The organism is Caballeronia eucalypticola (assembly GCF_047608185.1).
GTDB lineage: Bacteria > Pseudomonadota > Gammaproteobacteria > Burkholderiales > Burkholderiaceae > Caballeronia.
In genome coordinates this window covers 41942-66586 of record NZ_JBLKRU010000034.1, presented here as the reverse complement: position 1 = coordinate 66586, position 24645 = coordinate 41942, and the positions used below count along the sequence as shown (strand labels likewise).

The following is a 24645-nucleotide window of genomic DNA, read 5'->3' as shown; positions in this document are numbered from 1 at the left end:
TCAGACCTCGTAGGATGACAACGATGAACACGCGCCGCATTTGCCGCAGCCTGCCTTGATATCGGCGGAGCGCATGCCGCCCGCCGACACCATCGCGCCAAGCGGCTGCAAGACCGAATTCATGAATTCGGGCGAGGGCGCGGGATGATCCTCGAGTGGCGTGCCGCTGATCGGCACGAACGGGACCACGAACGGGTACACGCCGAGATCGACCAGCTCGCGCGAGATCGACAGGATGGCGTCTGCCGTGTCACCGAGACCCGCGAGTATGTAGGTGCTCACCTGACCCCGGCCGAACACCGCCACCGCCGCCTTGAACGCTTCCATGTAGCGCGCGATGGGCACGCTCGCCTTGCCCGGCATGATCTGTTCGCGTAGCGCAGGCGTGACCACTTCGAGATGCATGCCAAGCGTATCGATACCGCTTGCGCGCATGCGCTCGAACCATTGATCGTCATCCGGTGGTTCGCATTGCGCCTGGATCGGCAGGTCGACCGCGGCCTTGATCGCGAATGCACTTTCGCACAGGATCTGCGCGCCGCGGTCCTTGGTCGGCGGCGTGCCGGTGGTCAGCACCATATGCTTCACGCGATCGAGCAACACGGCCGCGCGTGCGACTTCCGCCAATTGCTCCGGCGTCTTGCGCGCGATCGTCCTGCCCGCAGCAAGCGATTGCCCGATCGCGCAAAACTTGCAGGTCTTCTTGCGGCTTTCATAACGGATGCAGGTTTGCAGAACCGTCGTCGCAAGCACGTCCGATCCATGCAGCGTTGCGATGTGCGAATAGGGCACGCCGTCGAAGGTCTGCATCGCGTAGAAACGCGGCGACTTCGGAAAGCTGATGCTCGCAATCGGTATCGATCCTCGCAGCAACGCGCTGCTACCGTGGGCGTCAGGTGCGGACGCCACGAACGGCGAGTGCCACGCGGTATTCGTATGCACCGGCACCATGATGGTCACGCCGTCGATGGTGACCGCCTTGTGATCGGACGGCCCCGCGCCGCCGCGTCGGCTGGCCACGCCAAGCGCTTGCCCCGCACCCGGATTGGCGAGACGCAAACCTGTCGATTGCAGTTCAGTCATCAATTGCCGGCTCGTGGCCGACAAGGTCTCGTTCGCGTTCAAGGTGCAATCCCCCGGTGGAAGGTGAGAAGCTGTTCATGGGTGCCGACGTAACCGCGGGCCGGTCGTTGATCGCGAGGCTCAGTAGTTCGGGCCGCGCGTAGTGACCGACCGAATCCATCATGCGTTTGCGTTTGGTGATCAGCGACATGTCCAGGTCAGCGATCACCAGTCCTTCGCCCTCGCGCAACGGCGGGGCGAGATGCTGGCCCTCGGGCGAGATGATGGCCGTGTTGCAGCCGCCGCGAAGCGCCTTCTGCAAGCCCGGATCCTTCGTGATTGATTCAATCTGCGGCTCGGTCAGCCAGCCCGTTGAATTGATCACGAAGCAGCCGGATTCCAGTGCGTGATGGCGGATGGTCACTTCAATCTGCTCACCAAAAATAGGGCCGACCAGCGAGCCCGGAAACTGGCTGCAATGAATCTCTTCGTGCTGCGTCATCAACGCATAACGCGCAAGCGGGTTGTAGTGTTCCCAACACGCGAGCGCACCCACTCGACCGATGCTGGTTTCCGCTACCTTCAGTCCGGCTGCATCGCCCATGCCCCAGATCATCCGTTCGTGGAACGTCGGAGTGATCTTGCGGCGCTTGAGCAGCAGCTCGCCGTCGGTATCAAAGATTAGTTGTGCGTTGTATAAGCTGCCGTGATCGCGCTCGTTCACCCCCAGCACGACGACCATGCCATGCCGACGTGCGCGCTCCGCGACCGCCTGCGTCACCGGACCGGGCACGACCACCGCTTCGTCATAGAGACGCATGTGTTCGACACCCGATGCCACCGGCGCCCGCACGAACGAAAAGTACGGGTAGTAGGGCAGGAAGGTCTCGGGGAAGACGATGGTCTGCACGCCTTCGCGCGCAGCGTCGTCGATCGTCGCAAGGACCTTCTCCAGCGTGCCACCGGGCCGTTCGAGGTCCGGTGCGATCTGGACCGCGGCGGCGCGGACGATTCTCTTGTCGGGCATGGTCGTTCCGTGTTGATTAGAGGCTTGAGGCGCGGCGTCAGACGGTCCAGGTGTTGATAATCAGCGCGCCGTCCTTGCGATGCAGCAGCTGGATGTCGAGCACGTCGAGCGGACTGATCGGCTTGATGCCTTCGATCAACGACGCTTCGCCCTGCCCATACAGCGCTTGCAGCGCAAAGCGGCATGCATAGACCTTGCCGCCTTCCTCCATGAACTTCTGGATCTGCTTGTTGAAGTTCAGATGGCCAGGAAACGCTTCGTCGCCGAGGGTCGGAAAGCCGCGTTGAAGCCCAAGCGTCACACCTGGGCCATAGAGCAGCACCGAGGTTTCGAAGCCCTTGCGCAGCAGCCGGGTGGCCTGCAGCAGGTTGACGAAGCCGATGGAACCCTCGAACGCGACCGTGTGGAATGTCACCAGCGCCTTTTCACCCGGCGCGGCCTTGACGTCTTCAAATACCTTCTCTTCATAATCGACAAGGTAATCGCCTTTCTTGTGCATCGGGATATTGACGGCAGGCATTCTAATCTCCAGTAAATAGACGTTTGAACCAAAGGCACCGGATTTTTTAACCCGGAGCAAATTGCAGAATACGAAGCTGTTAATGCAACGGGCGTGCCATTCAATGAGCGCGTTAATGCGATCAATACCCGATCATTCAAACGATCAGTGCGTTTAGAGCAATGAAAAATTTTAGTGACGATCCCGAGGTGCCTTGTGCAGCTTGGCTTCCGGCCTGATAGGGTAACGGGTCTGCACCAGTCTGGCGTGATCACAATGGTGCTGCCGCGCCCGCATGGTGCAATAAACACCGGATACGTGCATTGACCCTTGATTAATTGGTTTCTCCATGCGATCACTCAATGCGATCACTTTATTTTTCCAGCCGCCGGCGTGTTATTGTTTTTTTAACCGTATTTATCCGAGAGCGCCTCATGGCCAGTCTTACTCATCACTGGATCAGGAAACTGACAGAAAGCCGTAAGCCGGCTTATTTACTGATTCCGGAATTAATCGAAGAAGATCTGGCGAGCGGACGCCTGCGCCCGCGCGATCGGCTGCCCGGTTTGCGCGACCTGGCTGAGGAACTGCAGCTCAATTACACGACCGTGGCGCGGGCCTACGCCGAGGCGCGCAAAAGAGGGCTGCTTGACTCGCGTGCCGGCAGCGGCACATTTGTGCGCGGCCGGACAGCGACGCTGCCGTTGTCCGGTGGCAGCAGTGTCGAGATGACCATGAACATGCCGCCTGAGCCCGCAGAACTCGCCGCACGTTTGCGCGATTCCGCGGCGCGGCTATTTTCCGCTACGGACCCGTATCGGCTGCTGCGGTATCAGGATTTCGGTGGCACTGCTGACGATCGGGCCGCCGGCACGACGTGGCTGAAGCGCCGTTTCGATGATTGCGATGAAGACAAGGTGCTGGTTTGCCCCGGCATCCATAGCGCGCTGGTGGCGCTGGTGTCGCAGCTTGCGCGACCCGGGGGAACCATCTGCCTCGATACGCTGGCTTACCCGGGCATCAAGGCGATTGCCGCTCAACTAGGCGTGCGTTTGCAGGCGCTGGCACGCGATGACGACGGACCGCTTGCCCATGCATTCGAAGCGCTGTGCAAGAGCGATAAACCCAGCGCGTTCTATTGCAATCCGACCATCCAGAATCCGAGCACGGTGACGTTATCGTCGAAGCGGCGCGAGGCGCTTGCCGATGTGGCGCTAAGGTACAGCGTGCCGATTATCGAAGACGATGCGTATGGCATGTTGCCGGTCCAGGCACCCGATGCGCTGGCTACGCTGGCTCCGGATCTTACTTACTACGTCACCGGGTTCTCAAAGAGTTTTGGCGCCGGCCTGCGCGTGGCTTACATTCGTGCGCCGTCCGCCCGGCGCTCTCAGCATCTTGCCGGGGCGTTGCGCGCAACCACGGTCATGGCCAGCCCCTTCACCGTGCTGCTGGCGACGCAGTGGGTGAATGACGGTACAGCAGACCTCATGCTCGATGCAATTCGTACGGAGTCCGCAGCACGTCAGGAACTTGCTGCGCGGGTGTTGTCCGGCTGGAAGTTCGATGCCGATCCGGCCGGGTTTCATCTCTGGATGCCTATTCCGGCAGAGTGCGGATGGAACGCCTCCGAGCTTGCATTGCAACTGCGATCGCAAGGGATTGGGGCGGTATCGGCGGCGGCTTTCGCGACCGATGGCAATCCGCCCGAAGCCATTCGCATCTGCCTTGGCGGTCCCAAGAGTCTCGATGAATGTGAAGACGCGCTCAGGCTGATTGCGGACACCGTCGAACATCCGCATCATCTCCATTTGCCGGTGATGTGAGCGCTTGAGTTGCGCGCGGCCGTTATGAAGTCTTGTTACGATGCAGGCTTTCGTGTCGACCGCTCACTCCATGCGCAATGTCCGGCTCCTTGTTCGCTTCGCCTCGTTCACTATCACCGCGCTGTTCGTCTCCATTGCTCACGCGGGCAACCCCGACGCGTTATGGCAGATCGTCCACAACTGGTGCGAGCCTGCGGCACGTGGCGCGAACGTCCCGCAGAAATGTGTCGATGTCGATCCGTCGGGCGGCTTCGCGGTCCTCAAGGATCTCAACGGCGTTGCCCAGTATTTGTTGATTCCGACCGCTCGCATTGGCGGCATCGAAAGTCCGGATTTGATGATGCTGGGCTCGCCGAATTACTGGCGCGCTGCCTGGGAAGCACGGCGTTTTGTTGAAGCGAAGTTAGGGCGGGATCTTCCCCGCGATGAACTCTCGCTCGCCATCAACTCGACCAGTGGCCGCACGCAAAACCAGTTGCACATTCATATCGATTGCCTTGCACCGGATGTCGTTCGCGCATTGCGTGAGCAAGGTCCGAAGATCGGCACGGAGTGGACCCCATTCCCCAAGTTGTTGCGCGGACATGCATACCGCATTCGGCGTATTGATGACGCTGATCTGGCTTCCATCGATCCCTTCAAGCTGCTTGCCCCCGACGTGGCGCGCGAAGGTCAGATCATGGCTGATCAAACCTTGCTGCTAGCGGGAACCACGGCGCCCGACGGCAAGCCGGCATTCTTTCTTCTCAATGATCACGTGCAACGCGATAAAGGTGACTTCGCGTCATCGGAGGAGTTGCAGGATCATAGTTGCGCAGTCGCGCGTGCGAAGTAGGTTGGGCGATCGGCCGACATCTTGAAATTCCGCACTAGCCACTCCTCCCGCTTCGCTGCACTATGTTGCTTCAATCAATCTGATTTGCAGGACGGGCATCATGAACAGCATGAGAACCATTGGCATGATCGGCGGGATGAGTTGGGAATCGACTACGGAATATTATCGGCTGATCAACCGGGACGTGCGCACGCGGCTCGGCGGCTTGAACTCCGCGCAAGTCCTGTTGCACAGCGTGAATTTCGCACCGATAGAACAACTCCAACGCGACGGACAATGGAACATCGCCGGTATTCGGCTGGCCGACGCAGCGCGTCATCTCGAAGCCGGTGGCGCGCATTGCATCGTGCTCTGCACGAACACCATGCATCTCGTCGCGCCGCAAATTGCGGCGGCCGTGTCCATTCCGTTCCTGCATATTGTTGATCCGACCGGGATCGAGGCGAAAAAGCGGGGCATACGCAAGGTCGGTTTTATCGGCACGGCGTTTTCGATGCGCGAAAGTTTTTTCCGCGACCGCCTGCAAGAGCGGCATGGCATTTCCACGCTCTTGCCCGAGCCTGCCGAACAAGCGGTGATTCACGACATCATCTATCGCGAGCTGTGTCTGGGGATTGTCAACGACGATTCGCGCAAGCTGTATCGCGATGTGATGCACGGACTCGCCGCGCGTGGTGCGGAAGCGATCGTGCTGGGTTGCACTGAGATCATGCTGCTGGTGAACGAAGCCGACAGCCCCGTCCCGTTACTCGATACCACCGCGCTCCACGCCCGCGCCGCCGTCGATTTCTCGTTGGCGCAGATTTGAGTCATCGGCCATGAAAGCCATGAAAGCCGCGCTTCAATGCTCGCGACGATGCGTGAACACACGCGGACGCACGGCTTCGATAACCGCTTCTGGCAGCACCTGATTCAGCGTGCGCACGGTGAACTCCAGGTCTTCCATTGCCACATCGAAGACCAGCCGGAGGTCGTCATGATCGCGCGATGCCTGGCTGACATACACGCCTAGCGGCGAGTGGAACAGCCGCCTGATGCGCTCGCGGGCGGCTTCATCCTGCCTGCTGTGCAGGACGGCGGAGAGATGCACACGGGACACGCAGGACGCTGAAATCGCTTCCTGCGTGTCCGTTTTTTTCGATGTAGCCGAGCCGGCAAGTCTTTCAAGGACAAGGTTCATTACGCTGCAAGCTCCTGTATTCGGGATCACTTCCAGCGTATCTTTTTGTGTGTAAACGCCGCGTTAATATTAACGGCGGCGCTGTATAGATCGCTTAATCGATGCCGTGGAATACCGCATCGTCAGGACCGATGTAAGCCGGTGACTTCCAGGCCGCGTCGCGCATGGAATGCTGGACCTGGCGTTCTACTCCTAACAGCACTGCGAAGATTGCCATGCGAACCGGAATGCCATTGTCCGTTTGCCGAAAGATAGCAAGTCTTGGATCGTGGTTGAGGTCGGTGCTGAGGTCATTAGCCCCGGGGCGTCCATCGCGCGGCAGCGGATGCATGATCAGCGTATCAGGCCCGCACACGCTATCGACCAACGCTTGATTGATCTGGAAATCCGGCGTGTAACCTTCAATGGATTCGTCGGCAAAACGCTCTTTCTGAATCCGCGTTGCATACACCACGTCCGCGCCTTTCAACCCCGTCTGCAAGTCGTTGGTCTGCTCGACCACATGATCGTTGCGATTGATCTGATCGAGAATAGCAGCGGGCATTTCGAGCGAAGCAGGCGAAATCAGCGTGAACTTCAGTCCCCGATACAGCGCCAGCAGCTTGACGAGCGAATGGACCGTGCGACCGTATTTAAGGTCGCCAACCATTGCTATATGCGACCCGTCGACAATCTTCCCCACGCGCGAGAATTCGCGCTGGATGGTGTAGAGGTCGAGCAACGCCTGACTGGGATGTTCGCCGGGGCCGTCGCCGGCATTGATGACCGGCACGTTGGTCGCACGCACAAATTCGGCTACTGATCCCTTCTCCGGATGGCGCACGACCAGTGCGTCGGCGTAACCGCTGATCACGCGGCTGGTGTCGTAGATTGACTCGCCTTTGGCCATCGATGAAAACGTGAAGCCGGTCGTGTCGCAGACCGAGCCGCCCAGCCGGCAAAATGCCGCACCAAAGCTCACACGCGTGCGCGTGCTGGCTTCGAAGAACAGGTTGGCAAGGACCGCGCCCTCAAGCACGCGCGTGATCTTCTGACGGCGCGCGATGGGTTGCATGGTGTCGGCGACCTGGAACAGCGCCTCGACGGAGTCACGCGAGAATTGATCGACGGATAACAGATGCGGCCGGCCTTCGTGAAGAATAGATGGTGAATATACGCGTTGTGTATAGTCGTCGCCGGACGGGATTCTTTCCACCAATTCCATGACGTAACGGCTCGCGATCTCGGGCATGGCGCGCGATTCCGCCGATTCATCCGGGAGCAGCCATGTATCCAGCGCTCGGCGCGATACGCCAATCCGGTTCGCGAACGCGTCGCGGGTCATGTTCAGGCGGCGCATGGCATCGCGCAGGATAGTTTGCTGTTGAGCTTGCACGATGGACGCTCCGTCGGTGGTTATGTACGCGATGCGTATATTAAATCACTCGCCGAAAAGGTGCAATACAACTTCACGTCGACTCGGGCCGCGCCGGTGCTCAAAGACATAAATGCCTTGCCACGTGCCGAGGACCATCCGGCCGGCATCGACGGGAATGGATAACTGAACTTGCGTCAACGCGGTTCGCAGATGCGCGGGCATGTCGTCGGGGCCTTCCGCGTCGTGGACATAGCGCCCGGGTGCTTCCGGCGCGATGGTCTCGAAGAACTGTTCAAGGTCGGTGCGCACGTCAGGGTCGGCATTTTCCTGGATCAGTAAGGAAGCGGAGGTGTGCCGCAGGAAGACGGTCAACAGCCCGGTCTGGATGTCCTGCAGAGTGATCCAGCGTTCAATGTCGCGAGTGATTTCGTGCAGTCCGCGCGTGCGTGTGGGCACGGTTAGATGTTGAAGCGCCTGCTTCATGTCGATGTCTCCGGAAGGGTAAGCGCGACGGGAAGCGGTCGCGCGTGCCTGTGAAGTTTATCGGCTGGAGCGAGGAGCGGGTTTTTGAACAATCGGCAAGCGCGCGGACCGGATGAGCGTAGAGCAGGCTTTGGTCATCGCGCGCTGGCGCCTTGCCGTGCATGCGGCTCAATGACCGAAGAAGACCGATTGAGGGCCGTTATCCGGCGCGGTATGTGCTGACATACCCGATGCAGACGTGCCGCTAACCGCCGCTCCGTACGACGAAGACGCAACGCCTTGTTGTTTGGCTACGCGTTGCTCGGCGGCCTGGATGTCCTGCGGATAATTGACGTCTTCACCGCCCGGGCTGTAGCCGGCTTTTTCCAGTTGAACGAGTTCGGCTCGGACTTGGGCGCGGGTGACAGGGCCGTTGCTTTGTGCGAAAGCGAAGGCAGGGGCGGCCAGTGCCGACGAGAGAACGAGAGCGGAGATAAGAAATTTGTTCATGATGACCTCAGGGGTAAAGTGAAAATTGTTAGGATGACGATTTATTTAACTGGCTGGCGAAGATTGATTTGGCGCGATGGTTCAGTTCGTTGCGCTGGACGAGTTGCTAGCCGATGAGCTGGCTACTGCGTTGGCGTTGGTCGTCTGGTTCTGAGCCAGGCGTGCTTCTTGTTGTTGTTGTTCGAGTTGATGCGCGAAGATCGGGTTGACGTCGGGGTAGGACGTATCGGTGACGAAATCACGGCCGTCCTGCTGCGCCGCGATCAGTTCCTGGTAGACCTCGGCGCGGGTCTTGGTTTGAGTAAAGGCGTGTGCTGAGGCGATCGTGGCGAGAAACAATACAGCGACGCTTAAGGTTTTCATGGTTCGCTCCTGCGAGGTTTAATCTGTACTTGAATGTGTGCAGCTTGCAATGGAGAGAACCCGTAATGGGTGCGGGATATTCCCGATAGATTTGATTATTTTTATGTTCGGATGAATCACGAGTGAATCCGAATTTATTTCGGATCGGACGGAATAACCCGCTAAAGACGGTGTTTACGCGCGCAGGGGATTACATAGGGGAATCTTGCGCCCGGTGTGGAATAAATCCCGGTGCTTTGTGTTCGCCCTAGTACGTGCAGCCAACATGCAGCCAACGAACCGCCAAACATAGCCAGATCATGCCCATAACAACACCCCCAACGGAACCCCGGCTCTCGGAGTCGGACGTGCAGGCATTCGCCGACGGCATGCTGGATCCCCAACGCGCGGCGAGTGTAGAAACGTATTTGAAAAGCCGCCCCGACGAGGCCAAGCGAGTAGCGTTTTACGGGCGCCTGAACTGGCAGATGCAAAACACCTTTCACGAACCCGACGACGAAACGGCGCCCCAAGCACCTGCGCCTCGTCGGCGCCTGTCGAGACGGAGCCTTCGGGCGCTGCTTATCGCGGCGGTCGTGACGCTGGCAGTCGCTGCCACGGCAATCTTTGCGTTCGACATTTCCGATTCAGCGCTCGACAATGCCTCGATGATGGCGCTGGAACAGGCGGTGGCCGCCCAGGAGATGGCATCGGGTGCAGTGGGTTATGAAACCTCCGCAGGGGCTTTGGCAGGCGCCCCGGATCTATCCAGCGTCGGTTTCCATCCCGTTGCGCGCCGGAAAATGCCGGTGGGGCCATTCGCTTCGGCAACGGAATATGTGTATCGCAATCGAGGTGAAGAGGCCGCCGTGCTGCTTGTGGCGCCGGGCCTGTTTGCGAAGCCGCAGCCTCAGTGGAAAGCCCATCGCGTGGGTGCCAGCCGTTTGCTTGCATGGACTGCGGGCGACAAGCGTTACGTGCTCGCGGGCCGTGCGAAGACCCGCGGGTTGATGTTGGCCGCCGACCTGATGACGGGTAGTTAGGGATTAATCCGTTATCAAAAAATTGTCGACGGCATAATCACGCACCTCGCCGACAAAAATACGCCGGCAGCAGGAATATTCGCCACGACCCGGTGTTAGCCCAGCATCAGAGCAACGGTTTATCGAACGTTTGCGTAAGCTTACAAAATGAAGGAAGGCCAATGGGCGTCCGTGACGAGTTAATGGAACATGTGCCGCGATTGCGCCGCTACGCGCGAGCGCTGATCAACAATCGCGATCTCGCCGACGATCTGGTGCAGGACACGCTTGAACGCGCGCTCCGGCACACCGAGAAGTTTCAGACCGGCACCGACTTGCGCGCGTGGCTGTTCACGATCATGCACAACGTGTTCGCGAATCAGGCCCGCCGTGCAGGTGTGAAGGCTGTGCATATTTCAGTCGATGACGAAAACATATCGGAGCGCGAATTTGCCGTGGCGGGCACGCAAACGCAATCGCTCGAAGTGCGCGATCTCGACTTCGCGTTGCAGCGCTTGCCGCTCGACCAGCGCCAGGTCGTGCTGCTCGTAGGACTGGAAGAAATGAGTTACGCCGATGTGGCGCAGGCGCTGGAAATTCCGATTGGGACGGTCATGTCGCGCCTGTCGCGCGGACGTGAAAGACTGCGCGCGCTGATGGCCGGCGCGCAACCGGGCGCTAAATTACAGGTGGTGCGATGAGCGACCAACAAACACCCATCACGGAAGACGAAATTCACGCGTATGTCGACGGATCGCTGGCCGAGCATCGCCGCGAGGAGATCGATCGTCTGCTGGAGCGCGACGAAGCACTGGCGACGAAAGTCAGCGACTATTTCTCGCTGAACAGCATGTTCCATGACCGCTATGACCGCGTGCTAAGTGAACCCGTGCCGCAGCGTCTGCTACCGCCGGAACCCAAGCGCTGGCGTGTTGCCGCCAACTGGCCGCAGTTCGCGGGCATGGCGGCGGCGCTGGTGCTGGGCGTCGGCATCGGCGTAGCGGGCATGACAGGGACCGTGGGCCATGACACGTTCATGGCGGGAAACGGCGGGGCATCGGTGCAACGTGCAAGCTATGCCGTCGGCGAGTCGTTCGCACGGCAATCGGCCATAGCCCACGTGATGTACGCGCCGGAAGTGATGCGGCCCGTGGAAGTGGGCGCGGATCGCGAGCAGGAACTGGTGAGCTGGATTTCGAACCGGCTCGGTACGGACGTGCGTCCGCCCATCCTGACCCGCTCGGGATTCGAGTTGATGGGTGGCCGCCTGTTGCCCGGCGACGACGGCCCCGTGGCGCAGTTCATGTACCACGACGCGAAAGGCGAGCGGATTACGCTGTGCATATCGCATCGCAAGATCAGCTCGGACACGACTGCGTTCAAGCTGTATCAGGATGGATCGGTGAACGTGTTTTATTGGATCGACGGGGATTTCGGTTACGCCGTCTCCGGTGCAATCGACCGGAAAGTGCTGCTTGACCTGTCGCACGACGTCTACTCGCAGTTGACCGCAATGGGCGGGGCTAAAGCGCCATCGGGTGCTTCCGTGTCTACGCAATAGCCTGTTCGAAGCCACGGTGTTGAAGAACATCGTGGCTTCGGAATAAGCGGCCATGCAAAGCTGTTCACTCCGTTGTAACCCCCCAAAATTAAAGAACTGAATCGTGCTTGCCCGTTAAGAATTCGTATTCATAAGGATATCGAATTAATGACAAAGGCGACAAACCGGATTGACCATCGATGCGAACGGCAAGACTCACATCGTCCGCTGGTCGATGATGCCCGAGACTCAGTACGCACCCGTCAACAACCGGCACGGAGTCACGAATGAGCGTCGATCGAAAGCACTTCAGTCCGTCAGCGCGATTTTTGCACTGGCTCATGGCGCCGCTTGTCATCGCTATGTTGTTCATCGGCGTGGGGATGGTGGCCACATTATCTTCATGGCATCAGACGCTGCTCGCCATTCACAAGCCGTTGGGTATAGCCATTCTTGTGCTGGTGAGCTTCCGTTTCATTGTGAGGCTGACACATCGAACGCCTCGTCTGCCCGACGACATGCCGCGATGGCAGCAGCAGATCGCGCATCTGTCGCACTGGGTTTTCTATGCGCTGTTGTTCGCCATGCCGCTGGTCGGCTGGTCGATGTTGTCGTCCGGCGGTTTTCCGATTCATCTATTCGGACCGGTGAACCTGCCGCCTATCGTTCCGCAGGATGTACGCCTTTATGCGTTGCTTCGATCAGCTCACACGGTGCTCGCCTTGCTGCTGTTCGCGGCTTTCCTCGCGCATCTCGGCGCGGCCATGTTCCACGGTCTGATTCGACGCGACGGCGTATTTTCGAGCATGGCAAAGGGCCGCGATTAAGCGGCCAGCTTGACATGCGGCGCCAGTTGTTTCAACCAGCTTGTTCGACCGGCGTCACGTCCAGTTCCAGCTTTTGCGTGCCGCGCAATACTGTAACCTTCACCGCCTGATCGATACGCGATGCATCCAGCGAGCGCTGCAAGCTATCCACGCTGTCTACCGGCAATGTGTCGATAGTCACGATCCGGTCGTCGGTCCGCAATCCGCCGAGCGCGGCCGGACTTCCTTTAACAACTTCCATCACGTGCACGCCGCTCGCCGCCGGCAGCTCAAAGTATCGTTGCACGCGCCGCGAGATGGGCATGGTCGTGCCGGCCACGCCAATGTAAGCACGCCGCACACGCCCGTATGCGAAGAGCTGCATGATGACCCACTTGGCGGTATCGATAGCGGTCGCAAACGAGATCGATTGAGCGCCGGCAATGATCGCCGTGTTCACGCCGATCACCTGACCCGCCGAGTTGATCAGCGGGCCGCCCGAGTTGCCGGGATTGAGCGCGGCGTCGGTCTGGATCACGTCGTAGATCATGCGTCCGGAGTTCGATCGCAAGGATCGTCCGAGCGCCGAGACCACGCCGGTCGTGACCGTCTGCACGAGCCCAAGCGGGTTGCCCACCGCGATCGCGATCTGCCCGACTCGCAGCTTGCCGGACTCGCCCAGCTCGACGTGCGGTAACGCCTCGGCCGAGCCAATGCGCAGCACCGCGAGGTCGCTGTCGGGATCGTCGCCGACGAGATCGGCGTCGAATGTGGCACCGTCGGCGAGCGTCACGCGGATATGCGTGGCGCCGTGGACGACGTGGCTATTCGTCAGCAGATAACCGTCGGGCGTGAAGATGAATCCCGAGCCTGAGCCTCCTTGTGCGCCGCGAGCGCCGCGGCCGTTTTTGTCGCCGGGCAAACGCCGTTCGACTGAAATAAAAGCGACCGCTTGCTGCACGCGTTCGAGCGCGCTGATCACGGTCTGGGAGTAAGTGTCCAGCAGGGCTTCGTCGCCGAGCGGGGTTGCGAAGGTCGCGCCCGCCGGACCCCGCGAGAGATCATCGATGAATTGGGGACGGCTTCCCATGATCGTGCTCCGGATAAATGGATCATGAGATGCGGGATTCTTGCGGGTATTTCAAGTCCGCACCGCGCTGTCCCGGGGCTCGCGACCCGCTCAGCATTTCCGCTGCAATCGATATCACGATTGATCGTTTAGTGCTGGACGCGCGCGTTGTTAGCATGATCGGCTGCTTAATCTGCCTGCGATATCCCCATGAAAATCTTCACCCGTCTGGTCGCGTGCGTTGCGCTGGCCGTGACTGCCCTGAGCGCGGTGAGCGCCATGGCGCAAACGCCTTCGGGCGATCCGGTCAAACTGCGGATCGGCTTTCAAAAATCGTCCACGCTGATCGCGATCCTCAAGGCGCGCGGCACGCTGGAACGCGCCGTGGCGCCGCTTAACGTTCGCATTGAATGGGGTGAATTCGCGAGCGGACTGCCGCTCACCGAAGCGCTGAACGCGGGCGCGGTGGACTTCAGCGCGGACGTGGCGGATACCGTGCCCGTCTTCGCGCAAGCGGCTAACGCAAACTTCGTCTACGTCGCGCAGGAAACGCCGTCGCCCTCGGCGCAAGCCGTGATCGTGCATCGCGACGCTCCCATCCACTCGCTCGCCGACCTGAAGGGCAAGCGCATTGCCGTGACCAAGGCAGCCGGCAGTCATTACCTGCTGCTCGCCGCGCTGGCTCGCGCCAAGCTCTCGCCGGCCGATGTCAAGATCAGCTATCTCGCACCCGCCGATGCGCGCGCGGCGTTCGAGCGCAACGACGTCGACGCGTGGTTCGCGTGGGACCCGTATGTCGCTTCCGTCGAACAAGATCCGGGCGCGCGCATTTTGATCCGCGGCGATGGCCTGGCGTCGTATCAGCGGTATTACCTCGCGTCCACGCCGTTTGCACAGGCGCACCCGCAGATCGTCGATATCGTGTTCAAGCAGCTCGTTGAAGCGGGCGTCTGGACCAAGGCGCATCCGCAAGAAGCGGCGAAGATCCTGGCGCCGGTGTGGGGTCTCGATCAAGCAACGGTCGAGCGCGCGAATAGTCGGCGCACATATGCGGTGCGTGCGGTCGTGGCGAAGAACTTTGGCGAGCAACAAGCCATTGCCGATACTTTCTATCAGGCGAAGCTGCTGCCCAAGCCCGTCGATACCGCCAGCGCGCTCGTTTGGGACTTCGCTGCGCACAAGGCCGTCGCGACGAATGTAGCCACGGCGTCGCTGACTGCCACGCAGCCCTAGGCAGTCGATGACCTCCCGAAAGTCCTCACCTTCACCGGGTCGCAGACGCCTGCTTGGCAGTCTGGCTGCCGGCGGGTTTGCCGCGTCGCAAGCCGGCGCTGCCGAGTTGCTGAAACCGCTTGAAATTGCGCCTTGGTCGAAGACGCCCGGCACGCCAATCCTCGAACATCCCTACGGCCTGCCGTCACGATACGAAGCCGACGTCGTGCGCCGCGCGGCCAAGGCCTGGCCATTGCCCGGCGCGGCGTCCTCCATGACGCCGCTCGCCGACCTGCATGGTTCGATCACACCGAACGGTCTCGTCTACGAACGTCATCATGCAGGCGTCCCGGATATTGATCCGGCGCTGCATCGGCTGGCTATTCACGGACTCGTACGGAATCCGAAGCTTTTCACCATGGACGATATCCTGCGATTGCCGTCGGAGTCGCGGATTCATTTCATCGAATGTTCGGGGAATACCGGTAACGAATGGAGCGGTCCGAGCGGCATGCCCGTGCAACTCACGCATGGCCTGTTGTCGTGTTGCGAATGGACGGGCGTGCGTTTGTCCACGCTGCTGGAGGAGGTGGGCGGCACGACCGGTGGATCGGGTTGGGTGCTGGCCGAAGGCGCCGACGCCGCCGCGATGACTCGCAGCCTGCCGTTGTCGCGCATTGCGGATCGGGCGCTCGTGGCTTACGCGCAAAACGGTGAACGCCTGCGTCCCGAGAACGGGTACCCGTTGCGGCTGATCGTGCCAGGCTTCGAGGGCAATACGCACGTCAAGTGGCTGCGTCGCCTAAAGGTGGTCAGCGCCCCTTTGCAAACGCGTGAAGAAACCTCGAAGTACACAAACCTTCTCGCCGATGGCACCGCGCGCCAGTTCGTGTTCGAGATGGACGCGAAGTCGGTGATCACGCGCCCGTCGCCGGGACATCGGCTGACGACGCACGGGTTTTATCCGATCTCCGGACTGGCATGGTCGGGACGCGGCACGATCCGCCAGGTGGACGTCTCGACGGACGGCGGCGCGACCTGGCGAGCGGCGCGGCTGGAAACGCCGGTCCGTGACCGTGCGCTGACGCGTTTTGAGGCCGACTGGAGCTGGACGGGTGAACCGGCAAGCATCCTGTCGCGCGCCACCGATTCAACCGGCTACGTCCAACCCACGCGCGAAGCGCTGGTCGCCGCGCGCGGTCTCAACTCGCAGTATCACTACAACGGGATCCAGCAGTGGCGTATTGATGCGGCAGGCGAGGTGCGCAATGCGTAGGGCGCTGCTGCTCGTGCTGTTTGTTGTGACGCCCGCATGTTTTGCAGCACACGACCTTGGAACACCACTGACCGCGGACGAGATCGCTGCATGGAATATTGACGTGGCGCCGGACGGTCGCGGTCTTCCTGCTGGCAGTGGCGACGTGACAATGGGCGCGCACGTATTCGTGGAGAAGTGCGCAGCCTGTCACGGCGCGTTGGGTCAGGGTTTGATCGGCGATGCGCTGGTGGGTGGCCGGGGCACGCTGGCGAGCGCAAAACCCAAACGCACGGTCGGTAGTTATTGGCCATACGCCACCACGCTGTTCGACTACATTCGCCGCGCGATGCCGTACAACGCACCCGAGTCCTTGTCGGCTGACGAAGTCTATGCGCTCAGCGCGTATCTGTTGAATCAGAATGGCATCGTACCGCCCGATACCCGGCTTGACGCGCGATCGTTGCAGAAAGTAAGGATGCCGAATCGTGATGGTTTTGTGCCAGACCCACGTCCCGGCCGACTTTGAATACTGAGGAGCAAAGCATGTCCGACCATTACCGAACAAAAGACGAAACGCTGCCGCAACCGGCCGCACCATCACGCCGTCAGGCATTGCTCAGGATAGCCGCGCTAAGCGCCGGCGCCACCAGCGTTCTGACCGGGACCGGAGCACTACTCTCGAGCCAGACGGCACGTGCCGAAGAGCCGGGAAAAATCTTTCGTATCGGTTATCAGAAGTACGGCAATTTCGTCGTTCTGAAGGCGCGCGGAACGCTCGACAAACGGCTGGCTGCGCAAGGCGTTACCGTGCAATGGCTCGAATTTCCCGCTGGACCGCAACTCCTGGAAGGCCTCAATGCAGGCGCAGTCGATGCCGGCACAGTAGGTGAAACGCCGCCGATCTTTGCACAGGCCGCAGGGGTGGACTTTGTGTATGTCGGCAACGAACCGCCTGCACCGCAAGGCGAAGCGATTGTCGTGCCGCACGACTCGGCTATCCGTAAGGTAGAAGATCTGCGCGGCAAGAAAGTGGCGTTGAACAAGGGCTCGAATGTCCACTATCTGTTAGTGGAAGCGCTGAAGAAGGCAGGGCTTTCGTATGCGGATATTCAGCCGGTCTACCTCGCTCCCGCCGACGCGCGCGCGGCGTTCGTGCAGGGCAGCGTCGACGCATGGGTCATCTGGGACCCGTATCTCGCGGCCGTGGAACGTCAGGCGAATGCGCGGGTAATCGTGGACGGCACGGGGCTGGTGCGCAACACACAGTACTACCTTGCAACACGTAAGTTCGCGACCGCTCAACCCCAGCTTGTGCATGCGTTGCTGGAGGAACTGGATCACGTCGATCAATGGGGCCGCGACAACGTGCCCGATGTCGCAAAGCTGCTGTCGCCGCTGGTCGGGCTGGATCAGCCTACGCTCGAACGTGCGTTGAAACGGACCGCATATGGCGTGCAGCGGATCACACCGGAGACCCTCGCGTACCAGCAGCAGATTGCCGATACCTTCACGGACCTGAAGCTGATTCCGAAGAAGCTGGCGGTCACCGATGCGCGCTGGAACGTCGCTTAGGCGGACTCGTTTAGACCTAATCTTGCGCTCCTGCGTCGCTAGAGACGCATAAGCAGAATTGGCGAGAACCTTAGCTTAAATAAATCGTTCATGCCCCAAGTGGGCATCGCTAAGATGAATCATCTGAACGGGACGGGTGACTCGTTTCGCGCGAACATGCGTCGTGTTTTTGTTCGTTGCGCTTGCGCTCGCTTCCCCACTCAACACTGAACTTAGATCCGTAAGGCAGGAGCCTCCGATGAATGTTTTCTGGTTCATTCCGACCCACGGCGACAGCCGCTATCTCGGCACGACGCAAGGCGCGCGCGCCGCGGATTACGACTACTTTCGTCAGATCGCGGTAGCGGCAGATACGCTGGGCTACGAAGGCGTGCTGTTGCCAACGGGCCGTTCTTGCGAAGATGCCTGGGTGGTTGCGTCGAGCCTGATTCCCGCCACGAAGCGTCTCAAGTTTCTCGTCGCGATCCGTCCCGGTCTGACTTCACCCGCATTGTCCGCACGCATGGCGTCGACCTTCGATCGCCTCTCCGGCGGGCGTCTGCTGATCAACGTGGTGACGGGCGGCGACCCGGTCGAACTTGCTGGCGACGGCGTGTTCAACGATCACAATACGCGCTATGAAGTGACGGACGAATTCCTGCAGATCTGGCGCGGTTTGCTCGAGTCGTCGCATGAAGGCGGCACGATCGATTTTGACGGCAAGCACCTGAGCTCGAAGGGCGGCAAGGTGCTTTATCCGCCGGTGCAGAAGGCGCATCCGCCACTGTGGTTCGGCGGTTCGTCGCCGGCTGCGCACGAGATTGCGGCTGATCATATCGATACCTATCTGACCTGGGGCGAACCGCCCGCCGAAGTTGAAAAGAAACTCGCCGATATCCGTCGCCGTGCAGCCGATAAAGGCCGCGAGATCAAGTTCGGTATCCGGCTGCATGTGATCGTACGCGAGACCGAACAAGAGGCATGGGCCGACGCGGACAAGCTCATCAGCAAGCTCGACGATGAAACCATCCAGCGCGCGCAGGCATCGTTTGCAAAGATGGATTCGGAAGGCCAGCGGCGCATGGCGGCGTTGCACGGCGGCCGGCGCGACAAGCTCGAGGTCTATCCGCATTTGTGGGCGGGTGTGGGGCTCGTGCGTGGCGGCGCAGGCACGGCGCTGGTGGGGAATCCTGAGCAGGTCGCGGGCTTGATGAAGGAGTATGCGGCGCTCGGCATCGACACCTTCATCCTGTCGGGCTATCCGCATCTCGAAGAGTCGTACAGGTTCGCCGAACTCGTCTTTCCGCTGCTGCCGCGTGAACAGAAAGAGCGCACGTCGGGTCCGTTGTCGGGACCGTTCGGTGAGATCGTCGGCACGTCGTACTTGCCGCGTGCATCGCAAAGTTGAACCCGGAGGTCCGATGAACGCAGTTTCGTTTTTTCGTCGCACCGGTGTACAGGCTGCGCCGTGGCTTGTGCCCATCCTGATCCTGATTGCATGGGAACTGGCCGCGCGCACGGGCGGTTTGTCGTCGCGTGTGCTGCCCGAGCCGCTTGCCGTTGTCAAAGCGGCTTGGGAGCTGATCCAGTCGGGCGACATGTGGGCGAACGTGAAGGTCAGCGCGTGGCGCGCCCTGACGGGCTTCGCTATTGGCGGGAGCATTGGCTTCGTACTGGGGCTGGGAACGGGGCTCTTCAAACCGGCTGAGATTGCCCTCGACTCAACCGTGCAGATGATCCGCAACATCCCTGCGCTCGCGATGATTCCGCTGGTGATCCTGTGGTTCGGTATCGGCGAGGAAGCGAAGTTGTTCCTGGTCGCGCTGGGCGTATTTTTCCCCGTTTATACGAACACGTATCACGGGATTCGTTCAGTCGATGCAGACCTGATCGAGATGGCTCGAAGCTACGGACTCTCGGGCTTCGCGCTGTATCGTGACGTGATCCTGCCGGGGGCGTTGCCCTCCATTCTCGTGGGCGTGCGGTTCGCATTCGGGCTGATGTGGGTGATGCTGATCGTGGCCGAGACCATCTCCGCGCAATCGGGCATCGGCTATATGACCATGAACGCGCGCGAGTTCCTGCAGACCGATGTGGTGGTGGTCGGCATCCTGCTTTATGCGCTGCTCGGCAAGCTGGCCGACATGCTTGCCAAGTCGATCGAGCGTGCCACGCTACGCTGGCATCCTGCGTATCAGAAGGGAGCAAAAACGTGACATCAAGCTACGCATCGTATGCATCGGGCAACGCCGTGCTGGAAGGCAACCAATCGGAAGTTGTCGCGCGCGAACGGGCGCCGGCGGCGGTTGTCCCTCGTAATCAACCCGCCGACATGGCCGTCGCGCTGCAAGGTGTCGACAAGCATTTCGGCGAGCGCAAGGTGTTATCGAACTTTGATTTCGCCATTGAGCGCGGCAGTTTTGTATCGATAGTCGGGCGCAGCGGCTGCGGCAAGTCCACGTTGCTGCGTTTGATCGCGGGCCTTGAAAAAGCGACCGGCGGTGTCGTGCAACGCAACGCGGCTGCAGGAGCAAACACCCTGGAGACACGCATCATGTTCCAGGATGCGCGCTTGCTGCCATGGAAAAGCGTGCTGCAGAACGTGATGCTTGGGCTACCGCGTTCGTCTCGTGAAGACGCTCGCGCGACGCTGGCTGAAGTGGGCCTGAGCGAGCGCGAGGGCGATTGGCCCGCGCAATTGTCGGGCGGTCAGCGGCAACGGGTAGCGCTTGCACGCGCGCTCGTGCACCGGCCGGACCTGTTGTTGCTGGATGAACCGCTTGGCGCGCTCGATGCGTTGACGCGCATTGAAATGCACGCGCTGATCGAGCGTCTGTGGCGCGAGCATCGCTTCACTGCGCTGCTGGTTACGCACGACGTGCAGGAAGCGGTCGCGCTGGGCGAGCGGATTGTGTTGATCGAAGCGGGGAAGATTTCCTTCGATGCCGCCATCACTCTGCAGCGCCCGCGTTTGCGCACGGCGGAGGGGTTCGCCGAATTGGAAGAACAGGTCTTGTCGCGCGTTCTCCGGACATAGCTCAGCGATTTGACCCATTGATTAGATTCATTGATTCGATTCACTCATTGCCGCTGTCGAATGGCCCCGGCACTATTTAATTTATACGGAGCATCATCATGGGCATCACGGCAATCAATGTACGCAACCAGTTCAAAGGGCACATCAAGGAGATCATCCGCGGTTCGGTGGTGTCGGAAGTCGATGTGGAAACGCCTTATGGCATTGTCACGTCGGTGATCACCACGCGTTCGATCGATGAGCTGGAATTGAAGGTGGGGAGCGAAGTGATTGCGTTCGTGAAGTCGACTGAAGTGTCGATTGCGCGTCTTTGAATTTTCCCTGAAGGGCGGCACTAGACAGTGACCGCCCCGAGACCTTCAAGCAATTCACCCCGCAGGCCCGCGAGCAAGAGATCACGACGATCGCGCGGCCGCTCGACCTTCACGTCGATCTCACGCACGATCTTTCCCGCGCCGGATTTACCCGACGGTGTCATCAGCAGCACGCGATCCGAAAGATAAAGCGCTTCGTCCAGATCATGCGTGACCAGAAGCGCCGTCGTGCCATGCGAGTGCACGAGTGATAACAACAGATCCTGCAAACGCATCCGCGTCATTGCATCGACAGCGCTGAAGGGCTCGTCAAGCAGCAACAGGTCAGGCTCTGGAAATAGACCCCTGGCGATTGCCACCCGCTGCGCCATGCCACCGGACAACTGCTTGGGAAGGTAAGCGCGCGCCTCGGCAAGACCCACTTCAACCAGCAATTTTCCTACACGAGGATCGTTCCCACGACGCGGGGCCGCCGGAAACGCGACGTTATCGGCCACGCTCAGCCAGGGCAATAAACGCGGCTCCTGAAAGATCACGCCGATCCTGCTCGACGGTCCGTGTTGTGGTTTTCCGCCGATGAGGATCTCGCCATTGAAGTCACGATCGAGGCCAGCGAGAATCCGCAGCAGAGTGCTCTTGCCGCAACCGCTCGGACCCACAAGACTGACTATTTCGCCGCGCCGGATCGAGAGCGTCAAGCGTTCGATTACGATGCGCGCATCGTAGTGTTTTTCCGCTACACGCAGGTCGAGAAGAGGGGCGCTCATCGGCTGTATCCGGTGCTGGTATCCCGCCAGGAGAGTACGCGGGTTTCGATCGCCTTGAGCACGCTGTCGCTTAGTTTGCCGAGCAATGCGAGTAACAGGATCGCTCCAAATACGAGGTCCGGTCGTCCCGTTTCACGGCCGTCGCTCAGCAGATAGCCAAGACCACGTGTAGCGGCAATCAACTCGGCGGCGACCATGAACATCCATGCAAGGCTCAGGCCGGTTCTAAGGCCGGTGAAGATTTGCGGTAGCGATGCCGGCAGCAGAATGCGCATAAAAAGCGCTCGTTGACTCAGGCGATTTACCTCGCCCAGTTCGATCAGCTTGCGGTCCACGCCGCGAATGCCGGCGACTACGCTCAAGTGCACTGGAAAGAAGGCGCCGATTGCGACCAGCGTGATCTTGGGCGCTTCATCAATACCCATCCACAGCAGCAGAACGGGCACCCACGCCAACGATGGAATCGCTCTTAGCGCCTGAAAACTTGGATCGAGCAGCGCGTCTATTCTTCGGCTTAGGCCCATTGCCGCACCAAAAAAGATTGCTACGAGTGCGCCAATGGCGAAGCCTGCAAACACGCGCAAACTACTCACGCCGATATGTCGCGCGAGCCGCTCACCACCGAGTTGCCAGAGTGTTTCGGCGATGGTGCTTGGCGCCGGAACCAGGTGTTCGGGAACTACATGCGTTCTCACCAAAATTTCCATGAGCCCGAGAAACGCGAAGGGCAGCAGGAGCCCGGCAATGCGCCATGGTTGGAGCGGAGACCGGGCTGTTTTTCTCCAGGGCGTTAGTTGCCCGGGCAGCGCGAGTGATTCATCGGAAGAGATCACCTGCGCCCTTAGCGCGGGACGATTCATTTGGCGTTAGCCGATGCTATGACCGGCTGCGCGAGCTTGACATCAATCAGTGCGTCGATCACCTGATTTAGATCGGTGCCCGGCTTGACGAGCTGTTCTTGCGTGAGAATGGGCGCAGCCGCCTTCAACGCATCGATTTGTTCGGCACCCAGTTGCGGGTGGCTGAAGTCATTGCGGCTCAGTTGCAGCTTTGCTACCGGCAACGACAACTTCGACTCCTCGGCAATGATCTTCGCGGTTTCGTCGGGATGCGCAGCAATCCATACGCGTGCCTGTTCGTACACTTTAAGCACATGCGCGAGGGTCTCCGGATGCTCCGCGATGAAGTCCTCGCGGGCATTCAGAAAGCCGTATGTGTTGAACGCGACGTTACGATAAAGCAGCCGCGCGCCGTCATCAATTTGTGCTGCGGCCATGTGCGGATCAAGACCCGCCCATGCATCGACTTGCCCGTTGGCGAGCGCAGTGCGCCCATCCGGATGTTGCAGGTTGACCAGTTCCACATCGTCGCGCGTCAGGCCGATCGTATGCAGTGCACGCAACGTAAAGAGGTAAGGATCTGTGCCTTTGGTCGCGGCAATTTTCTTGCCCTTCAAATCCGCCAAGGTCTTGATCGGTGAATTCTTGGCGACGACCAGCGCGGTCCATTCGGGCCGCGAGAAAATATAGACTGCGCGGATAGGGTTGCCGTTGGCACGCCCGAGCAGGGCGGCAAGGCCGGCTGTCGAGCCAATATCGATTGCGCCGCTGTTCAGGTATTCGAGCGCGCGATTGCTGCCGAGGCTCAACACCCACTTGACCTGCGTGTGATCAGGCGCAAGCTCTTTTTCCAGCCAGCCCTGACGCTTGATGACCAGGCTTTCGGGCGAGTAATACGCGTAGTCGAGCTTCACCTCGGCGGGCGGTGCGGCGTACGCGGCGGCCGGTACCCATGCTGCCGCCAACACGGCGAGCGAGGTAATGAAACGAGAGATTAGCGTACCCGTGGCGAGTTTCATCGATTGATCCTGATGGTCTGTGATGCAATTTTTTAGTGACCGGTCAATGTAATGAAAGGCGCCGCTGGGGCGAACCAATAAAAGCTCACAACTTAAGCACGTCGGGAGCTATGGCCGGTTCGCCGCGCGGCGTGAGGGTCTTGCTTAGCCCGTTTAGTCTCGCTTAGAACGCTGGAATGATCGAACCCTTGAACTGGGTATCGATGAAATTCTTTACGTCCGGTGACTCATACGCCGCGACCAGTTTCTTGACCCACGGCTTATCGCGATCCTGAGCGCGAACCGCGATCAGGTTGGCATAAGGACCCTTCAGGTCTTCAATGGCAATGGCGTCTTTCGTAGGCGACAGGCCGGCTTTCACGGCGTAGTCCGTGTTGATCGATGCAGCGGCGAGGTCATCCAGCGAGCGCGGCAATTGCGCCGAGTCGAGTTCGACCAGCTTGATGCCCTTCGGGTTTTCGACCACGTCGAGCGGCGTTGCGTTCACGCCGTCTTTACCCACGCCGGCCTTCAACTTGATGATGCCGTTTTTCTGCAGCAGCAACAGCGCGCGGTTGCCGTTCGACGGGTCGTTCTGGATACCGACTTTCGCCCCTTGCGGCAGGTCCTTCAACGACTTGAACTTCTTCGAATAGAAGCCCATTGGCGCAACGTAAGTCAGGCCCACGTTCACGATCTTGTAGCCGCGTTGCTTGATCTGGCTATCGAGGAAAGGCTGGTGCTGGAAGCCGTTGGCATCGAGGTCGCCGGCATCGAGGGCGGCATTGGGCTGGATGTAATCGTTGAATTCGATCACCTTGATCTTGAGACCTTCATGCGCGGCGACCTTGGACACTTCGGTCCAGATCTGCGCGTCGGGGCCACTCATGGTGCCGATTTTCAGCGGGGCATCTTCCGCGTGCGCGATGCTGAAGACAGCGCCGAGTGTGGCGAAGGCAAGACTAGCAAGAACGGTTCTACGATGCATGTTGAAACTCTTTCTGGTTGGCAGGCGCGAATCCTCTCATGACTTGCGCGCCGGGCTAACCATTCAGTTTTCATGTGTTTATGCCAATTTGAAAGCTTAGCTAAGATCCGGCGCATGCATGGCATCCGTGGCATGCACCGGTCA

General features: G+C 60.0%; 28 protein-coding genes. 15 read left to right on the top strand and 13 right to left on the bottom strand.

What is annotated here, in order from left to right; translation table 11 throughout:
• Genes ACMX25_RS29590 through ACMX25_RS29580 form a run of 3 tightly spaced genes read right to left on the bottom strand, consistent with a single transcriptional unit; the run spans nt 1 to nt 2609 of the window.
• Entirely contained in the window at nt 1-1083 is a 1083-nt protein-coding gene (locus ACMX25_RS29590) for an MSMEG_0568 family radical SAM protein (protein WP_414953498.1), read from the bottom strand.
• Nucleotides 1076-2089 carry a Nit6803 family nitrilase gene (locus ACMX25_RS29585; RefSeq protein WP_414953497.1) on the bottom strand — a complete coding sequence of 338 codons (1014 nt, stop codon included), beginning with the start codon at nt 2087-2089 and terminating at the stop codon, nt 1076-1078. The genes ACMX25_RS29590 and ACMX25_RS29585 overlap by 8 nt, the downstream gene beginning before the upstream one ends.
• A gap of 37 nt (nt 2090-2126) precedes the next feature.
• Nucleotides 2127-2609, bottom strand: a complete 483-nt coding sequence (locus ACMX25_RS29580) for an MSMEG_0572/Sll0783 family nitrogen starvation response protein (RefSeq protein ID WP_056365868.1) — start codon at nt 2607-2609, stop codon at nt 2127-2129.
• Nucleotides 2610-3022: 413 nt separating this feature from the next.
• On the opposite strand from ACMX25_RS29580, the gene ACMX25_RS29575 reads away from it, so the two are divergent.
• The 3 genes from ACMX25_RS29575 (at nt 3023) to ACMX25_RS29565 (ending at nt 6057) form a co-directional block, all read left to right on the top strand.
• Complete coding sequence (locus ACMX25_RS29575) at nt 3023-4414, top strand: aminotransferase-like domain-containing protein (RefSeq protein ID WP_414953496.1); 1392 nt, start codon at nt 3023-3025, stop codon at nt 4412-4414.
• A gap of 52 nt (nt 4415-4466) precedes the next feature.
• A complete protein-coding gene (locus tag ACMX25_RS29570; protein WP_414953495.1) occupies nt 4467-5249 on the top strand; it encodes a CDP-diacylglycerol diphosphatase in 783 nt (260 codons plus the stop codon).
• Nucleotides 5250-5349: 100 nt separating this feature from the next.
• Complete coding sequence (locus tag ACMX25_RS29565) at nt 5350-6057, top strand: aspartate/glutamate racemase family protein (protein WP_414953494.1); 708 nt, start codon at nt 5350-5352, stop codon at nt 6055-6057.
• Between the two features lie 33 nt (nt 6058-6090).
• Here the strand turns inward: ACMX25_RS29565 and ACMX25_RS29560 are convergent, their stop codons facing one another.
• The 5 genes from ACMX25_RS29560 to ACMX25_RS29540 all read right to left on the bottom strand — a co-directional run bounded on the left by ACMX25_RS29560 (nt 6091) and on the right by ACMX25_RS29540 (nt 9121).
• Nucleotides 6091-6429: a hypothetical protein gene (locus ACMX25_RS29560; protein WP_414953493.1), complete on the bottom strand. Its 339-nt coding sequence runs from the start codon at nt 6427-6429 to the stop codon at nt 6091-6093.
• A 94-nt stretch (nt 6430-6523) separates the two neighbouring features.
• A complete protein-coding gene (locus tag ACMX25_RS29555) occupies nt 6524-7768 on the bottom strand; it encodes an aspartate carbamoyltransferase (RefSeq protein WP_414953524.1) in 1245 nt (414 codons plus the stop codon).
• An 81-nt stretch (nt 7769-7849) separates the two neighbouring features.
• On the bottom strand, nt 7850-8269 hold the full coding sequence (locus ACMX25_RS29550; protein ID WP_414953492.1) for a secondary thiamine-phosphate synthase enzyme YjbQ: 420 nt from the start codon (nt 8267-8269) through the stop codon (nt 7850-7852).
• Nucleotides 8270-8437: 168 nt separating this feature from the next.
• Nucleotides 8438-8758, bottom strand: coding sequence for a DUF4148 domain-containing protein (locus ACMX25_RS29545; RefSeq protein ID WP_414953491.1), 321 nt, complete (start codon nt 8756-8758; stop codon nt 8438-8440).
• 81 nt (nt 8759-8839) lie between these two features.
• Entirely contained in the window at nt 8840-9121 is a 282-nt protein-coding gene (locus ACMX25_RS29540) for a DUF4148 domain-containing protein (protein WP_414953490.1), read from the bottom strand.
• A gap of 347 nt (nt 9122-9468) precedes the next feature.
• On the opposite strand from ACMX25_RS29540, the gene ACMX25_RS29535 reads away from it, so the two are divergent.
• The 4 genes from ACMX25_RS29535 (at nt 9469) to ACMX25_RS29520 (ending at nt 12489) form a co-directional block, all read left to right on the top strand.
• Nucleotides 9469-10143 (top strand): anti-sigma factor family protein, encoded by a 675-nt coding sequence (locus ACMX25_RS29535; RefSeq protein WP_414953489.1) that lies wholly within the window; start codon nt 9469-9471, stop codon nt 10141-10143.
• Between the two features lie 161 nt (nt 10144-10304).
• Nucleotides 10305-10823: an RNA polymerase sigma factor gene (locus ACMX25_RS29530; protein ID WP_414953488.1), complete on the top strand. Its 519-nt coding sequence runs from the start codon at nt 10305-10307 to the stop codon at nt 10821-10823.
• A complete protein-coding gene (locus ACMX25_RS29525; RefSeq protein WP_414953487.1) occupies nt 10820-11683 on the top strand; it encodes an anti-sigma factor family protein in 864 nt (287 codons plus the stop codon). The genes ACMX25_RS29530 and ACMX25_RS29525 overlap by 4 nt, the downstream gene beginning before the upstream one ends.
• A gap of 266 nt (nt 11684-11949) precedes the next feature.
• A complete protein-coding gene (locus ACMX25_RS29520) occupies nt 11950-12489 on the top strand; it encodes a cytochrome b (RefSeq protein ID WP_414953486.1) in 540 nt (179 codons plus the stop codon).
• A 31-nt stretch (nt 12490-12520) separates the two neighbouring features.
• On the opposite strand, the gene ACMX25_RS29515 is transcribed toward ACMX25_RS29520, so the two are convergent.
• Entirely contained in the window at nt 12521-13558 is a 1038-nt protein-coding gene (locus ACMX25_RS29515) for a S1C family serine protease (RefSeq protein WP_414953485.1), read from the bottom strand.
• Nucleotides 13559-13747: 189 nt separating this feature from the next.
• Here ACMX25_RS29515 and ACMX25_RS29510 point away from each other — a divergent pair, with 189 nt between their 5' ends.
• The 8 genes from ACMX25_RS29510 to ACMX25_RS29475 all read left to right on the top strand — a co-directional run bounded on the left by ACMX25_RS29510 (nt 13748) and on the right by ACMX25_RS29475 (nt 20909).
• On the top strand, nt 13748-14770 hold the full coding sequence (locus ACMX25_RS29510) for an aliphatic sulfonate ABC transporter substrate-binding protein (protein WP_414953484.1): 1023 nt from the start codon (nt 13748-13750) through the stop codon (nt 14768-14770).
• A gap of 7 nt (nt 14771-14777) precedes the next feature.
• Complete coding sequence (gene soxC, locus ACMX25_RS29505) at nt 14778-16025, top strand: sulfite dehydrogenase (protein WP_414953483.1); 1248 nt, start codon at nt 14778-14780, stop codon at nt 16023-16025.
• Nucleotides 16018-16533 (top strand): c-type cytochrome, encoded by a 516-nt coding sequence (locus ACMX25_RS29500; protein ID WP_414953482.1) that lies wholly within the window; start codon nt 16018-16020, stop codon nt 16531-16533. Before soxC ends, ACMX25_RS29500 begins: the two co-directional genes overlap by 8 nt.
• A gap of 17 nt (nt 16534-16550) precedes the next feature.
• Nucleotides 16551-17579, top strand: a complete 1029-nt coding sequence (locus ACMX25_RS29495; RefSeq protein WP_414953481.1) for a sulfonate ABC transporter substrate-binding protein — start codon at nt 16551-16553, stop codon at nt 17577-17579.
• 238 nt (nt 17580-17817) lie between these two features.
• A complete protein-coding gene (gene ssuD, locus ACMX25_RS29490) occupies nt 17818-18966 on the top strand; it encodes an FMNH2-dependent alkanesulfonate monooxygenase (protein ID WP_414953480.1) in 1149 nt (382 codons plus the stop codon).
• 13 nt (nt 18967-18979) lie between these two features.
• Nucleotides 18980-19774 (top strand): aliphatic sulfonate ABC transporter permease SsuC, encoded by a 795-nt coding sequence (gene ssuC, locus ACMX25_RS29485; protein WP_414953479.1) that lies wholly within the window; start codon nt 18980-18982, stop codon nt 19772-19774.
• Nucleotides 19771-20595, top strand: coding sequence for an ATP-binding cassette domain-containing protein (locus ACMX25_RS29480; protein WP_414953478.1), 825 nt, complete (start codon nt 19771-19773; stop codon nt 20593-20595). The genes ssuC and ACMX25_RS29480 overlap by 4 nt, the downstream gene beginning before the upstream one ends.
• Nucleotides 20596-20693: 98 nt before the next feature.
• Nucleotides 20694-20909, top strand: coding sequence for a TOBE domain-containing protein (locus tag ACMX25_RS29475; RefSeq protein WP_031357267.1), 216 nt, complete (start codon nt 20694-20696; stop codon nt 20907-20909).
• 20 nt (nt 20910-20929) lie between these two features.
• Here ACMX25_RS29475 and ACMX25_RS29470 read toward each other — a convergent pair whose 3' ends face one another.
• From ACMX25_RS29470 to ACMX25_RS29455, 4 genes are all read right to left on the bottom strand, one after another.
• On the bottom strand, nt 20930-21676 hold the full coding sequence (locus tag ACMX25_RS29470) for an ABC transporter ATP-binding protein (protein WP_414953477.1): 747 nt from the start codon (nt 21674-21676) through the stop codon (nt 20930-20932).
• Nucleotides 21673-22536 (bottom strand): ABC transporter permease, encoded by an 864-nt coding sequence (locus ACMX25_RS29465; protein WP_414953476.1) that lies wholly within the window; start codon nt 22534-22536, stop codon nt 21673-21675. The genes ACMX25_RS29470 and ACMX25_RS29465 overlap by 4 nt, the downstream gene beginning before the upstream one ends.
• Nucleotides 22533-23534: an aliphatic sulfonate ABC transporter substrate-binding protein gene (locus ACMX25_RS29460; RefSeq protein WP_414953475.1), complete on the bottom strand. Its 1002-nt coding sequence runs from the start codon at nt 23532-23534 to the stop codon at nt 22533-22535. The genes ACMX25_RS29465 and ACMX25_RS29460 overlap by 4 nt, the downstream gene beginning before the upstream one ends.
• Before the next feature lie 163 nt (nt 23535-23697).
• Nucleotides 23698-24501, bottom strand: a complete 804-nt coding sequence (locus ACMX25_RS29455) for a MetQ/NlpA family ABC transporter substrate-binding protein (protein WP_414953474.1) — start codon at nt 24499-24501, stop codon at nt 23698-23700.
• Nucleotides 24502-24645 lie beyond the last annotated feature (144 nt).